This is a genomic window from Haloferax profundi, from assembly GCF_001469865.1.
Taxonomy (GTDB): Archaea; Halobacteriota; Halobacteria; order Halobacteriales; family Haloferacaceae; genus Haloferax; species Haloferax profundi.
Genome location: NZ_LOPV01000033.1, coordinates 1 through 14,773 on the forward strand (window position 1 = coordinate 1; position 14,773 = coordinate 14,773).

Annotated in this window: 14 protein-coding genes; 4 read left to right on the top strand and 10 right to left on the bottom strand. The window is 63.3% G+C overall.

The features are described 5' to 3' along the window. The first annotated feature begins 541 nt into the window (after window positions 1-541). From AUR66_RS01680 to AUR66_RS01695, 4 genes are read left to right on the top strand one after another with little or no spacing between them, the layout of a single operon-like run. Entirely contained in the window at window positions 542-1,735 is a 1,194-nt protein-coding gene (locus tag AUR66_RS01680) for an ABC transporter substrate-binding protein (RefSeq protein WP_058570791.1), read from the top strand. Between the two features lie 2 nt (window positions 1,736-1,737). Continuing rightward, window positions 1,738-2,736 (top strand): FAD-dependent oxidoreductase, encoded by a 999-nt coding sequence (locus AUR66_RS01685; RefSeq protein ID WP_058570792.1) that lies wholly within the window; start codon window positions 1,738-1,740, stop codon window positions 2,734-2,736. Next, entirely contained in the window at window positions 2,733-3,848 is a 1,116-nt protein-coding gene (locus AUR66_RS01690; protein ID WP_082682094.1) for a FecCD family ABC transporter permease, read from the top strand. The genes AUR66_RS01685 and AUR66_RS01690 overlap by 4 nt, the downstream gene beginning before the upstream one ends. After that, window positions 3,848-4,675: an ABC transporter ATP-binding protein gene (locus AUR66_RS01695; RefSeq protein ID WP_058570793.1), complete on the top strand. Its 828-nt coding sequence runs from the start codon at window positions 3,848-3,850 to the stop codon at window positions 4,673-4,675. The genes AUR66_RS01690 and AUR66_RS01695 overlap by 1 nt, the downstream gene beginning before the upstream one ends. Window positions 4,676-4,717: 42 nt before the next feature. Here AUR66_RS01695 and AUR66_RS01700 read toward each other — a convergent pair whose 3' ends face one another. From AUR66_RS01700 to AUR66_RS01745, 10 genes are all read right to left on the bottom strand, one after another. Further along, entirely contained in the window at window positions 4,718-5,191 is a 474-nt protein-coding gene (locus AUR66_RS01700; RefSeq protein ID WP_058570794.1) for an FKBP-type peptidyl-prolyl cis-trans isomerase, read from the bottom strand. A 74-nt stretch (window positions 5,192-5,265) separates the two neighbouring features. Beyond that, entirely contained in the window at window positions 5,266-6,816 is a 1,551-nt protein-coding gene (locus AUR66_RS01705; protein ID WP_058570795.1) for a hypothetical protein, read from the bottom strand. Between the two features lie 93 nt (window positions 6,817-6,909). After that, complete coding sequence (locus AUR66_RS01710) at window positions 6,910-7,641, bottom strand: cytochrome C biogenesis protein (RefSeq protein ID WP_394326248.1); 732 nt, start codon at window positions 7,639-7,641, stop codon at window positions 6,910-6,912. Further along, window positions 7,635-8,228: a TlpA family protein disulfide reductase gene (locus AUR66_RS01715; protein WP_058570797.1), complete on the bottom strand. Its 594-nt coding sequence runs from the start codon at window positions 8,226-8,228 to the stop codon at window positions 7,635-7,637. Before AUR66_RS01715 ends, AUR66_RS01710 begins: the two co-directional genes overlap by 7 nt. 100 nt (window positions 8,229-8,328) lie before the next feature. Continuing rightward, window positions 8,329-9,009, bottom strand: coding sequence for a ferredoxin Fer (gene fer, locus AUR66_RS01720; RefSeq protein WP_058570798.1), 681 nt, complete (start codon window positions 9,007-9,009; stop codon window positions 8,329-8,331). An 86-nt stretch (window positions 9,010-9,095) separates the two neighbouring features. After that, complete coding sequence (locus tag AUR66_RS01725) at window positions 9,096-10,151, bottom strand: phosphate uptake regulator PhoU (RefSeq protein ID WP_058570799.1); 1,056 nt, start codon at window positions 10,149-10,151, stop codon at window positions 9,096-9,098. 114 nt (window positions 10,152-10,265) lie between these two features. Then, on the bottom strand, window positions 10,266-11,180 hold the full coding sequence (gene pstB / locus AUR66_RS01730) for a phosphate ABC transporter ATP-binding protein PstB (RefSeq protein ID WP_058570800.1): 915 nt from the start codon (window positions 11,178-11,180) through the stop codon (window positions 10,266-10,268). A 6-nt stretch (window positions 11,181-11,186) separates the two neighbouring features. Then, window positions 11,187-12,809, bottom strand: coding sequence for a phosphate ABC transporter permease PstA (pstA, locus tag AUR66_RS01735; protein ID WP_058570801.1), 1,623 nt, complete (start codon window positions 12,807-12,809; stop codon window positions 11,187-11,189). After that, the gene (gene pstC, locus AUR66_RS01740) at window positions 12,809-13,942 is read right to left on the bottom strand and encodes a phosphate ABC transporter permease subunit PstC (protein WP_058570802.1); all 1,134 of its coding nucleotides are present in this window, start codon (window positions 13,940-13,942) and stop codon (window positions 12,809-12,811) included. Before pstC ends, pstA begins: the two co-directional genes overlap by 1 nt. A gap of 65 nt (window positions 13,943-14,007) precedes the next feature. Continuing rightward, window positions 14,008-14,773 (bottom strand): PstS family phosphate ABC transporter substrate-binding protein (locus AUR66_RS01745; RefSeq protein WP_197409646.1); only part of this gene is annotated, 766 nt, incomplete at its 5' end.

Below are 14,773 nucleotides of genomic sequence, written 5' to 3' on the forward strand. Positions count from 1 at the left end.
GTCGTGAGAGGAGTCTCCGACTCGACCGACGAGCGCTCAGACGTTGCTGTTCCACTCTCTGCAGCCCTCCCGAGACAGCCAGCGACCGAACCCATACCGAGCCCGACGAGAACTGACCGACGAGAGATGAACCGCTTTGCCATACGGCAGTCGAGACCCGGTTACAGTACAAAAGCACTCTGATTTAGGCTGGCCAAAAACAAGATGTATTAGATATTCTAAACGAATATTGGTTCGAATACTCAAATAATGGCGCACAATTGTAGATAAAATGTGCGTTATTTGCTCTTCTGCTAAACATCGACGTCTCGCGCTAGACCTCCCCTCAGGCCGTCTCTGGTACCATCGAATGTTTCGAACTGGACTCTGAACTCACCAGACCTGCGCGCTGGTGATGTAGTCGCAGTCGTCTCCTCGCTGACGGTCACCTGACGACTGTCTCGTCGTGCCCTCGCTCCAATCGTACGTTCACTTCAGTCGTGTGGTTTAGGCTTGCCTAAAATTCGAAAGTGGTTTATCGGATTAGGTATGCCTAAAACTCATGAGCGAAGACGGAAATAGTTCGCGCAACTCGACGCGGCGTTCGGTTCTCAAGAGCACCGGCGTCCTCGTCACCGGCGGCTTGCTCGCTGGATGTACCGGACAAAGCGGGTCTGACCAGACTGAGACGGCCACCACGACGGAAGCAGAGACAGCGACTGAAACCGCGACGCCGACAGCGACAGAGACTGCTGAGGCGGACGATTCGTACGCTGTCAGCATCGAACCCGTGGGCGACGTCGAATTCGACGCGGTCCCAGAGACGTGGGTCGCCAACAACGGCAGTTGGGCGGACATGGGCGTCGCACTCGGCGTCGAACCGCCGAAGGCGGTGTGGTTGACGAGTCGGTACCACACGCAGTACTACGACGAGATTCCGGGCCTGTCGGTCGACAAGAGCGGCATGGTCTCGCTGTACCAAGACGGCGTCAGCAAGGAGTTGTTCTACGAACTCGACGCCGACGTGCACGTCATGGACCCGAACTTCCTGATGAATCGGTTCAAGGGGTGGGAGCAAGCCGACGTGGACGAAGTCGACCAGAACGTCGGTCCGATATTCGGGAACTGCATCTACGCGCAGCATTACCCGTGGCACGAAGACTACCGCTACTACACGCTCTACGAGGGATTCGAGAAACTCGCACAGGTGTTCCAGCGCACCGACCGCTACGAGGCGTTCGTCTCGCTCCACGAAGAGTTCCAGACGAACCTCGAATCGGTCGTTCCTGCCGAGGGTGAGCGTCCGTCTGCGGCCGTCCTTTGGGGCGTCGGCGACGAACCAGAGACGTTCTACCCCTACATCATCGGCGGCGGAACCGGGTTCAAGCACCTCCGTGACCTCGGCGTGAACGACGCACTCGCCGACACCGACGTGAAGGATTTCCACGGCAGTCGCGCGGCAATCGACCTCGAGACGCTGCTGGAAGTCGACCCCGAGGTGCTCATGCTCCGTGGATACGAGGCGAAGACACGCGACGAGTTCGAGAACACTGTCGTCGACTTCCTGAAGAACGACGACACCGCGAGTGCTCTCACGGCAGTCCAGAACGGCGACGTGTACCGCGCCGGCGGCCTCTATCAGGGGCCGATTACGAACTTCGTCCTCACCCAGCGCACCGCCGAGGAACTGTACGGTGTCGAATCGGAACTCTACGACGCAGCACGCGTCGCCGACATCGTGAACGGAGACATCTGACGATGCTCGACGGCCGGACAGACGGTGACGACGGGTCCTACGACGTGGTCGTCGTCGGTGGCGGTCCATCGGGATGCGCCGCGGCCGTGTTCACCGCCCGGTACGGCCTCGACACAGTCGTCTTCGACCGGGGTAACGCGGCGTTCTCTCGATGTGCCTACCTGGAGAACTACCTCGGGTTCCCCGCGGGTATCGGCGTCGAGACGTTCACCTCGTTGCTGCACGACCACGTCGCAGAAGCGGGTGCCGACTACGTCGGCGACATGGTCGAGTCGGTCGAACGAGTCGGCGACGAACTCGATGTGTCCGGCGGGGATACCGACGGTGCCGCCGGGACCGACGACAGATTCGTCGTCCACACTCAGGACGGTCGCCGCATCGTCACCGAATACGTCGTCGCCGCGGCGTGGTACGACGGTGACTACCTCCGTGGCCTCGACGACGACGACGACGCGATGTTCGAACGCCACGACCACCACGGCGAGTCGCACGAACACTTCGACTCGTCGTATCCAGACGACGATGGCCGAACTCCGGTCGAGGGGTTGTACGTCGCCGCTCCGACGGGAGACCGAAACGCACAGGTGGGCATTGCCGCCGGGCAGGGCGCACACGTCGCTCGCTGCTTGCTCGAAGACCGACGGCGCGAACAGGGCTTCCCCGACGGCGTCCTCGCGGCGCACTACGATTGGCTTCGACCGGAGAGCGAGTTCGCGGGCGAGTGGGGTGACCGTGACCGCTGGCGCGAGTGGTTCGACGAGCAGATTCCCGCTGACGCTGACGCCGCCGTCGACGACGACCACCTCGCCGACCTCCGCGAATCGTACATCGACCGGGCGTTCGAGACGCGCCGGACCGACGAGGAGATTGCCGCCGCCGAGTCACGCGGGATTCGACGCCTCGTGGAGACGATTGGGGCGACGCGCGTCCTCGACGCCATCTCCGAGGAGGCCCTCCGTGACTACCTCGATGGCCGCGAACTCGGGGGTACCGAGCAGTGAGTGAGACGACCGACACCTCACAGGGACGCGAACCGATTACTCGGTGGTTCACCGAGTGGTTCGACGGGTCGCTCGCCGCGTTGTGTTCGGGGAGTCTCCTCGTCGTCGTCGCTGGTGGTCTCGTGCAGGTGACGTTCGGTACCTTCTCTATGACTATCGCCGAGGCGTGGCGGGCCGTCTTCGACCCAGCGGTCCTGCTGAACTCGCAGGCGTGGACCGCGTTCCTGCTCGGTGGTGACCTGCCGGAACTGAGTAAACAGACGCTCATCGTCTGGAACATCCGACTTCCGCGCGTGTTCGTCGCCATCTTCGTGGGGATGAACCTCGCCGTCTCCGGGGCCATCTTTCAGGCAGTCACGCGGAACGAACTCGCGAGTCCGTTCATCCTCGGTGTATCCTCTGGTGCGGGACTCGCGATTCTCCTCACGCTGGTGGTCTTCTCCGGACTCTCGACGTTCTTGCCCCTCGTCGCCTCGGTGGGTGGGGCAGTCGCGTTCCTCACCGTCTACGCCATCGCCTGGAAGAACGGCACGTCGCCCGTCCGACTCGTCCTCGCGGGCGTCATCGTCGGGACGGTGTTCGGGAGTCTCCAGACGGCGCTGTTCTTCTTCGCCGACGACATCGGCGTCGTCCAGAGTGCAATCGCGTGGACGACTGGGTCGCTGACGGGGACCGACTGGGAGCAAGTTCGGATGGCCCTCCCGTGGACTGTCGTGGCGATGCTGCTCGCACTCGTCAGTTCGCGGCAGTTGAACGTCCTCCTCCTCGGCGAGAACACGGCGAGTTCGCTCGGCATGAACGTCGAGAAAGTCCGATTCGCACTCTCCGGCGTCGCCGTCCTCGCTGCCGCGGCGAGCATCGCCGTCGCCGGCATCGTCGGATTCGTCGGCCTCATCGTGCCGCACATGGTCCGCAACGTCGTCGGCAGCGAGTACAAGAAACTCGTCGTCGGGTGTCTCTTCGCCGGACCGGCCCTGATGGTCGCCGCCGACGTTGGTGCCCGCCTCGCGTTGAGTCCAGCCCAGATTCCCGTCGGCATCGTCACCGGCCTCCTCGGCGGCCCGTACTTCCTCTACTTGATGCGCAAACAGGACCAGATGGGTGATATCTGATGGGCGACGGACGGACGCCATCGACTGACTCTCCGGGGGCGAGCGAACTCGTCGGCGAGAACCTCGCCATCGGCTACCCGACCACCGACGAACCCGTCGTCGAGTGCGAGAACGTCGTCATCCCGGCAGGAGAGGTGACGGCACTCGTCGGCCCGAACGGGAGTGGCAAGAGTACGCTACTGAAGACGATGGCGAACCAGCACGCCGCCGAGTTCGGGCGAGTCCTCGTCGATGGACAGCGAATCCAGTCGTTCGACTCGAAGGAACTCGCCAGACGGGTTGGACTCCTCTCACAGGAGAACGACTCACCCGCGAGTCTCACCGTCGAGGACCTCGTCTCGCACGGGCGGTACCCCCACCGTGGCTTCTTCGATTCGCTCACCGACGAAGACCGAGTGGCCATCGACCGGGCCATCGAGTTAGCGGGCGTCGAAGAAATCCGAACGCAGGCGGTCGGAAACCTCAGCGGCGGCCAGAAGCAACTCGCGTGGATTGCGATGGTGCTCGCACAGGACACTGACGTGCTGTTGCTCGACGAACCGACCACGTACCTCGATTTGCACCACCAACTTCGCGTGATGGAAGTCGTCCGGACCCTCAATCGCGAAGAAGAGATTACGATTGGAATCGTGCTCCACGACATCGGGCAGGCGGCGCGGTTCGCCGACAACCTCATCGCCATGAAAGACGGCGAACCGTACGACTGGGGGCCGCCGAACGAAGTCGTCACCGAGGAACTGTTAGCCGACGTCTTCCGCGTCGATGCCGACGTGGACAGCGAAAGCGACACCGGGCCGCACATCGCACCGCACCGGGCACTCGACTGAGTGGTCGCAGACGACGGCGACGACTCACTCGACGGCGACGACTCACTCGACGGCGACGACTTCGATGTCGAACACCAGCGTCTTACCGGCGAGTTCGTGGTTGAAGTCGACTTCCACGGCGTCTTCGCGGACGGCAACCACGTCGCCGTGGAGGCCGTTTTCGGCGTGGACGTGGAGGCCGACTTCGGGTTCCTGTCCGACCATCCCTTCGAACGTCTCGGGGTCGTACGTCCGCACGCGACTCTCGTCGAACTCGCCGTAGCCTTTCTCCGGCGGCACCGTCACAGTCGCCTCCTCTCCGTCCGTCATCCCGACGACTGCCTCGTCGAGTCCGGGGAGTATCTCGTCGGCACCGACGACGAACGATTGGGGCGCGTAGTCGTCTCGGCCGCGTTCCTGTGCGTCGAACAGACCGTGTTCGACCGCCACCTCGTAGCGAGACGTGTTGAAGACGGTTCCGTCCTCGAAGCGCCCGACGTACGTGATGGCGACGCGGTCACCCGACTCGATAGCCATACCGACACGTCGGGAACAGACGCGGATAAATATCGTCATCGACGCGACTGACAGGGTGCGAGAACGAACCTGTCTCAGACTCGAAGCGACGGGGGCTTGTCGTCACCGTTTTCGGTCGTGTCGCCGTCTGTCTCGTTCACCGTGACCCACGAGGGGCGACTCACGGTGGTCGAATCGAGGTTCCCGTAGGTCCACTCGAACTGCACGCGGTAGACGCCGGCATCCGAGACGAGTGCGTAGGTCACTTTCGCCGCCGAGACGAATCCGTCGTCGTCGACGTAGGCGACGAATCGGTAGTCCTGTACGGGTTCGACGCCGCCAATCGACGGTCGCGTTTCGCCTTCGATTCGGTAGTACGTCGTGTTCCCCTCGCGTATCTTTCCAGTCACGTTCGTCGTCCGCGTCGCGAGATACTGGCGGACGAGGCCACGATTCAGTTCTCGTGGTTCGAACTGGACCGGGGGAGACGTGGCGTTGCCCGCGACGCGTCGCGTCACTTCACGCCCATCTTCGAGTTCGGTCACGTACCAGTCGCTTCCGTCGTAGTAGACGGTCCGCAAGCGGGCCTGATTGCGCCCCGCTTCGACGTTCTCGACGATGAGGTACGCGTTCTCGGAGACGGTCACGTCGGTGTCGTACTGGATGCGACTCGAGTTCGGCCCGATATCTCGTGGTTGGTAGGTGTCCAACCACAGCGCGTAGGACCGATTCGAGAGGGCCGCGTCGTGTGCGTCGCCGAGTTCCGTCAGGTTCGCGATGCCCGTCGGTGTGACACCCGGGACGGAGTTCAGGTCGCCGTCGTCGAGTGGTTCGAGGTCGGCCCGAGTGGGTTCACCGTCGAACGGTGCCGTCGCCGCTCGCGGGTCGGTTATCGAGGTCGTCGCGCCGGGCGTCGGCGTCGGCGTCGATGTCGATTGCACCGGTTGTTCGTACGGTTCGACCGTCGGTTGTCCGCTTGCTGTCGAGGACGAGTCGGGTGCCACCCCGGCACTCGATTGCGTCCCCCACTCGACCGGGGACGCGACGAGACCGACGTTCACCGCGCCGCCACTCACCACGAGTACGAGAACCACGAGTGCAGCGACACCGCGGGGTGTGGGTCGACCCGCGTGGGCGACTCGTCGACCTCCCCGAGCGACCTTCCGGCGCATCCGCGTCCGAAGTGGCGGACGGAGACCGTCGATGGGGGCACCGAGATACTGCGCAGCGAGTCGGTTCGCGTCCACTCGGTCGAGTCCGTACAGGAACATCTCGACGAAGGCCGCCGAGTCGACGTGCCGAGCACCGTGGGCAGACGAAAGCGCGTCTCCGCGGCGGTCACTGCCGAGTGAGACGACCACGTCGATGGATGGTCGCCCATTGGGACCGTCTACTCTGCGGTCACCCACGAGTCGCTCAGAGATGCCCCTCAGCGAACGTCCCACGTGCCACCAGCGACCACGGACCGGGAGGATGGTCTGCGTGCGGCCACCTTTCGTCGCGGAGACGACTGTCCCGTCAGTGTCCGTCTCGAACCCGCGAGCGCTCCACACCTCGGCGACGAACGCGAGACACGACTGTGAGTCGAGGCGTGCGAGGTGTGAGGCGAGTATCGCCTGCGGTTGGCGTGGCGGACCGCCGGTCATGAGTCTCTGGGTACCCCCATGGACCGAACCAAAATAGGCGCTTCTGCGAGCGAGATGACCTGTTCGACGCGTATCTGGTCGGGAGACACCGGGTCACCCGAGCGTCGCATCGAAGATGGCTTCGACCTGACTCGCGACGCCGAGGACGTCGAAGACGACGACGAGGTAGTAGACGCTGACGACGAGCATGACGGCCCCCGTGACGCGATTGATGCTCGTGGTGTGGCGCGCGAACCAGCGCGTGACCTGTCTGCTGTACCGTTCGGAGACGAGTGCGAAGGCGAGCAACGGCGCACCGATACCCAGACCGAACGCCAAGAACCCCAGCAGACTCTCTGCTGCCGTGTCGAACAGGACGGGAACGCGGGCGAAAAAGAGGGCGATGAACCCCGGGTTGCACGGTAAGACGATAGCGCCGAAGAAGAACCCGTAGGAGAACGCCGAGAGCGCGGGGTGTCGAGTCTCCGGTGGTTCGAGCGTCGGGATGCGAGCGAACACCTTCGCGTCCGCGAGGAGTGCGAGACTCACCACGAACAGGACGCCGAACGCGAGTGGCGAGACGATTTCGACGACGGCGGTGAGCGAGATTTCGAGGAGGAGCGAGAAGACGACGCCCACGACGAGCATGAACGAGACGGCACCGACTGTGACTAACGCGCCGAGGGCGGCGATGGGGAGGCCACCGTCACCATCTCCTTGTGTACTCTGCCGGGCGAGATACGCGAGAAAGCCGGGGTACAGCGGCAGGGCGCAGGCTGCGGTCAGTGGCGTCCCGACGCCGAGGACGAAGAGTTCGAACAGGCGTGGCGCGAGGTCCATCAACACTCGGCGACTCGTTCGCGGAGGTAGTCGGTCGATTTGAACCCGTCTTTGATTCGCGTCGCCGTGCCGTCGGGGCAGATGCGGAGCATCGGGACGGTCGGCGCACTGGCCATCGACGACCCGAACTCCTCGGTGAGGCTCTTGGTCACCGACTCCGGCGAGAGCGCGTATCGCCAGTCGAACCCGTGACGTTCGGCGTGTTCGCGGACTTTCTCTGCGTCTTCGTTCGGGTCGATGTCGAGGGCGACGGTGACGACGTCGTCACCGACTGCCTCGTGGAAATTTATCATCTCCTTTTGCTGACGCAGGCAGTTCGAACACCAGACGGCGAACGTCTCGACGAGGACGGGTCTGTCCACGAGTTCTTCGATGGTGAACACCTCTCTCGACCGAACGTCGGTGAGTTCTGTGGTGTACCACACGCGGTCACCGCCCGACCCCCCGGTATCTTCTGTGTCGGCACCGCCGCTGGCCATCTCACCGCCGGTTCCGCCGCCACTCGTCTGTCCGCTTCCGAGACACCCCGCGAGGCCGACACTACCCACGCCGGCGAGACGGAGGAATCCTCGCCGAGTCTGTCTATTAGTCATGTCGTTGTAAGGAATCCATCGAAGCTTAACTGGGCCGCGGTTGGGTGAGGGCTCGCACAACCGGTCGGTGTATGGACATCTGCGACTCCGCTCTGTGTGCTCAGTCACTCGGGCGGACGCGCCGTGCCTGTTGTGACGGCAACCTGAGTTCGTCCAGTCCGGGGAGGTGTTCGATGTTGTAGACGACTTTGACTTCGTCCGTCGTCGGGACGCTGATACACGAGAGTCTGATGCCGAAGTCCATCATCTCCGACGAGAGGATGTGGTTCGCCGGCATCTCCATGTCGCCTTCGACGACGGCGACGGCGCAGTTCGCACAGGCACCGCCACGGCACGCGTACGGCCAGTTGTGACCGTCTGCTTCGGCGGCCTTCAGGAGACACGTTCGGGGTTCGACCACGACTGTTCCGTACGACTCGGCGTCGAGTCCGGCGGCGGCCGCCTTCTCGAAGAGGTCCTCGTCGGTGAGTTCCCACGAGTGTTCGGCGAGCACGTCGTAGTCGAGATATTCGACGCGGGTCCCATCTGGTTCTGCGTCGGATTCGGCGTCATCCTCACTCGCATCGGTCGGTCGGTCACGCTCGTCGGTGCGTGCGATGTCTCTCTCACCGAGCGAGTATCCTGTCCGTATCTCTTCGTACGCGGCCCGGACTCGTTGGAACTCGTCTGCAGACCCGCCGTGGTCGGGGTGTGCTTCTTTCACCCGTTGGCGATACGCTTCGATGACGTCCGCTTCGTCTGCATCCGGGTCGATATGGAGGATGTCGAACGGGGTGTCCACACTCGGGCTAGTAGGAATTCGAGAGCATAAATCCACGGCCACCGGTGGTCTCCGTGGGGATTTGTCGGTCGTCGCGTATTAGTCGCTTAGACGCTCGACGCTCGGCCACCCGTCCCCGACACCTCTTCGTCGATGCCGGTTTCGTCCAGGTCGCCGCGGTGGACCGCCGTCCGAAGGCCAACCTCCGCGACGTTGGTGGCATGTTCGGCCGTGCGGCGGAGTGCGTGGAGGGCGTGGACGTACCGATAGTCTCCACCGTGGTCTTCGACCACCCGTCGTTCGAGCGAGTCGAGTCGGTCACAGACTCGGTCTCTCACGTGGAGCACCTCTCGTGCGGTTTCGGCACTCGCACCGTCGAAGACGATATCGACCGCCGACTCGACGGCGTCGTGCGTCTCTTCTGCGACGTCTGCAACCTCGTCGCGGACTGGTTCCGGAACTGGGTCGTCCACCGTCGCCGCAACCTCGCCGATGCGTTCGGCGTGGTCTGCGATGCGTTCTAACTCTCGTGCAGTCTCGTGGAGTCGGAGCAACTCTTCTCGCGTCTCACCGAGGGCGTCGATTTCGTCGAGGCGTTCGATGCCACGGCCGTAGTGTCGTTCGACCATCGCGTACAGTCTGTCTGCTCGGTCGTCGCGACCCGTCATCTCTCCCGGTGGCCTGCCGTCGACGAGTGCAGCGGTCGCATCGCGGTGCATAGACAACGAGACGAATCGCAGTTGTCGAACCGACTGGCGAATCGAGACTTCGTTCGCGTCGAGGACGTTCCGAACGACGATTTGCGTGTCCGACGCTTCGGTGATAGTCACACCGACCAGATTCCGGACGACCCGTCGTGCGGTCTGTCGCTGTGCCGGCGTCGCCCCGCCGTCGAATTCGAGGGCTACTTCTTTCGGCCCAGCAGCGTACGCCGCCCGGAGAATCTGTTCGAGGTGGCCGGGGTCGGCGTCCGCCGGTCGAAGCGTCACCCGTTCTATCGGGTCACTGCCCCCCTCCGGCGGTTGGATGACGAGGACACCGTCGATGTGTGTGTGCAGGTCGACGACTGTTCCAGTGGTTATCCCTTCCGCGTTCGCCCAATCTTTGGGGAGTGAAACTGTGAACGTCCCGTTACTGACCTGCTGGATTTTCCGTGTGTCCATGTGTCTGGGTGTGTCTGTGGTCGTGTCGACGGTGTGCGGGGTATCGTTACCGACGTGTCGTCTGCCGTCCGCTGCAACCTGAAGTTCGGCCGGGTACTCGAGGCTCGTCCTCGGTTACCCGAACTTGCCGCTGATGTAGTCTTCGACGCGCTGACTCTCCGGGTCTTCGAATATCTGGTCGGTGTCACCGTACTCGACGAGTTCGCCACCCGTCAGGAACACGGCAGTCTGGTCGGAGATGCGGGCCGCCTGCTGCATGTTGTGGGTGACGATGACGACGGTGTAGTCCTCGGAGAGTTCGTGGACGAGGTCCTCGATTTTCGACGTCGCAATCGGGTCGAGTGCCGACGCCGGTTCGTCCATCAGGAGGACTTCGGGGTCGGTCGCCAGCGCACGGGCGATACAGAGACGCTGTTGTTGCCCGCCGGAGAGGCCCAGTGCGTTGTCGTCGAGACGGTCTTCGACTTCGTCCCAGAGGGCGGCCTGACTGAGCGACCGCTCGACCAACTCGTCGACTTCGTCCTCGTCACTGCGACCCAGCAGGTTCGAGAGGAACCCCGTCTCGAGGTCACCGTGCTTTCGGGGGCCGTACGAGATGTTGTCACGGATGGACTTCGGGAACGGATTCGGCGACTGGAACACCATCCCGACGCGCTTGCGGAGTTCGACGAGGTTGACACCGTCCTGGTATATCTCTTCGCCGTCGAGTTCGACGGACCCGTCGATGCGCGCGGCGCTGATGCGGTCGTTCATCCGGTTGAGGCACCGGAGGAACGTCGACTTTCCACACCCGGACGGACCGATGAGGGCGGTGACGCTGTTCTCGGGAATCTCCATCGAGACACCCTTCAGCGCGTGGTCGTCGCCGTAGTACACGTCGAGGTCCTCGACGCTGAACTTGGCTTGGCTCTCGAAGTCGTAGTCGGTCCACTCGTCTTGGGTCTGCTCTCGTGTCTCACCAGCCGTGACTTCGAGTGGCTGGTCGGTACGTTTCGTCTCGTCTTCTGTCGTCTGTGAGGTCTTACTCATGGATGTTCACTCGTGCTGCAGTTTCCGCCGGAAGTAGTACCGGGTGGCAATACCGACTGCGTAGAAGCTCAGAACGACGACGAGCAAGATGAGTGCCGTCGCCCACCGGAACTGCTCGATGTTCGCGATGTTCGACGACTGCCCGACGCCTGCGGTGATGAGCGAGTAGAGTTGATACGGAAGTGCCGACGTCGCCTGGAGGAGTTCGGGATTCGAGACGAACGGCGGCGAGGACGTGAAGCTGAACCCGCCGATGACATCGACCGTCTGACTGCCCGGCGGCGCGACGCTCCCGGACATCGTCAGCAGGATGGGTGCCGTCTCACCGGCGATTCGGCCGACACCGAGGATGATTCCCGTGACGATACCGGGGAGCGATGCGGGGAGGACGACGCTTCGAATCGTCTGCCACTTCGTGACGCCGAGTGCTGCACTCGCGTCGCGGTACTCGTCGGGCACCGCCAGCATCGCCTCACGACTGGTGATGACGACCAGCGGAAGGAGCATGAACCCGAGGGTGAGCATGCCTGCGAGGAGCGACTTCCCGTTTCCGAGACGCGGAACGAGGAACGCCAGTCCGAACAGGCCGAAGACGATACTCGGGGTACTCCAGAGACCGTTCGTGGCGACTTCGACGACCTGCGTGAAGCGCCCACGGTCGGCGTACTCGGTGATGAACACTGCCGCACCGACACCGAGCGGAACGGCGAAGACGACTGCTCCGATGACGAGCCAGATGGTGCCCACGATAGCCGGGAGGACACCGTTGACGTCGTTGAGGAGTGCGACACCGTTCATCACGAAGGGCCACGCGAACGGCCACGCGAAGGTGAAGCCGAACAGCGTCGTCTCGGGTCCGGAACCGAGGCCGAAGGTGAGGCCGTTGAACAGCCCCGGAAGGCCCTTGAAGACGGTGAACGCGACGAGGAGGAACAGAACGGCGATGATGGAGAGGGCGTTCAGGTAGACGAGGAGGTACGCGCCGACGTGTCGGCCGCGTGCCCCGAAGCCACCGTACGCTTTCGCGGACGCCCAACTGACGAGGAGCGAACAGAACGCCGTTATCACCGGAATCGAGAACTCGGCGTTGAACGACGCCTGCTGTTCCCACCCGAGGTCCCACACCCACGACGGGCCGATAACGCCCGTGAGGAAGACGACACCGACGAACACCGCAAAGACGCCGACCGGGAGCGTCGACCCGATGTCTTCGCGCGGGAGGGCGGTCCCGGCGAACGCGAGGCCACCGGTCACGAACGCGACAGCGACCCACCCGACGGTGCCGAGTCCGAACGACTGAGAGGCGACGAGTCCGCCAACGGCGAACCAGATGCCCGAGAAGGCAACCGACGCGACCAACCCTGCGGACGGGCGGGGGTCCGTCGCGACGTAGCCGAACCGCGACCCGAGACCGAATCCGATTACGCCGAGCCCCAACAGGGTCAACAGCGTTCCGAGCAGTGCGACCATCGGGATACCCGCGATGGGGTCGGTGATGCTCAGGAGTTCGAACATCGACCCGAGCGAGATGCCGAACAGGATGGCGGCGATGCCGACGACACCTGCGGCGACTGCCTCGGTCCCGGACGTGTCTTCACTGACGAGCGAAGACTCGACTGCGCCCGCCATTATTCGGCACCTCCAAGTTTCTGCTGCATGCGCGCTTCGATGTACTGCGACCCGATGCTGAGGAACAGCACCGTGATGAACAGGATGACACCCGCGACGAACAGCGCGGACATCTGCAGACCGTCGGCGTCACCGTAGTTCGCGGCGATGAGCGAGGTCAGCGTGTCGTTCCCGTAGAACACGTTGTACAGCGGTTCGGTGAGGCCCGGACTGCCCCGGAGCATCACCGTCGCGGCCATCGTCTCACCGATGGCGCGTCCGACGCCGAGCAAGACGGCCGCCGACACACCGGAGAACGCCGCCGGCAGCGTGATAGAGGTCATCGTCTGCCAATCGGTCGTCCCGAGCGCGAGCGACCCGCTCTTCATCGATTCGGGGACGCTGTTGAGCGCGTCTTCTGCGACCGAAACCACGGTCGGAAGCGCCATCAGGCCGACGACGACGCCGACGAACAGGTACGTCCCCTGCCCGACGATGTCGAACTGGTCGGAGGCCCACGGGCTGAGGATGGTAAAGCCGATGAACCCGTAGACGATGGAGGGAATCCCAGCCAGAATCTCGACGCCGGGTTTGACGAGTTCGCGGACTGTCCGCGGTGCGATTTCGCTGAGGAACAGTGCGGCAGCGACCCCGAGCGGTGCGGCCACGGCCGTCGCGATAATCGTCACGAGGACTGTCCCGTGAATCATCGGGACCATCGAGTAGCGAAGCGGCGGCGTCACCGGACTCCAGCGCGCTTCGACGAAGAGTCGAAGCCCTGGGAGAGGAATCCCGAAGACGGTCACCGTGGCGTATTCGACTGTCGGCCACGCCTCGACGAAGATGAACACGAGGATGAGCCCGAGTATCAGGATAGTCGAGATGGTGGTCGTCAGTGTCAACACACGTGCGGTCAGTTCTTGATGCCGGAACCAGCCGTACCCGGACGCGACGAGGAACACCACGAACGGGATGGCTGTCAGCGACGAGACGGTCAAGAAGCCGACGAACGCGGCGAGGAGTGCGACTGCCGCGACAGTGACCGTGACGAGCGCTTCCGGTTCAGTCTCGTCGACGAAGTCACGACCCCGCTGAATCTCCCGCCGTGCTGCAGCTCGAAGGCCGCCGCCGTCGTTGTCTGAAAGAGTGGTCATGGTTGGTACGTATGAGTGTGAAAGAAACGGAGTTTCAGGCTTGATACAGCGTTACACGACGCGTCTTAGGCCTGCTCGGGCAGCTTGGCCGCCTCGGACTCGATGTCCTTCGTCGGGAGTGGGATGTAGTTGTTGTCCTCGACGAAGAGCTTCTGACCGAACGTGGTCAGGAACATGTTGATGAACGCAGCTTCGCGCATGTCCGTCCCGTTCGGGGTGTCCTCCGTGATGGTCGTGTACTGGTGGAGGTCACGGTTGAGTGGGTACGCGCTGTCGAAGATGGTGTTCGCGGCGTCCTTGTCGGGTTCGAAGAGCGTGCCGTCGAACTCGATACCGATCGGCTTGACCTGCGGTCCCGTGAACGCGAGTGCCATGTACGCGATGGCTCCTTCGTTCTGCTGGACGACGGTCTTGACCTGCTGGTTCTGACCCTTACGGGTGTCGACACCGGGCATCGCGGCCTCGGCGTCACCGAGCATGTTGAGACGGAACGCGGTGTCCGTACCGGACCCTTCCGCACGGCCGACCACGTAAATCTCCTTGTCCGGGCCGCCGACGTCGCTCCAGTTCGTGATTTCGTCCTGGTAGATTTTCTTGACTTCCTCGCCGGTGAGTTCCGTGACACCTGCGTCGAAGACGTCCTTCGAGACGACGACGGGCTGTCCGTCGCGGCCGAGGACGTGGTCGACGTACTTCTCGTCGCGCTCGGCTTCGCTGATGCCGAGTTCGGCCGTGATGGGGCCGGAGGAGTTACCGATGTCGACGAGGCCGTCGCGGACGGACTTACAACCCGTCCCCGAGTGGCTCAGACCGATGGACGTCGCGAACGGC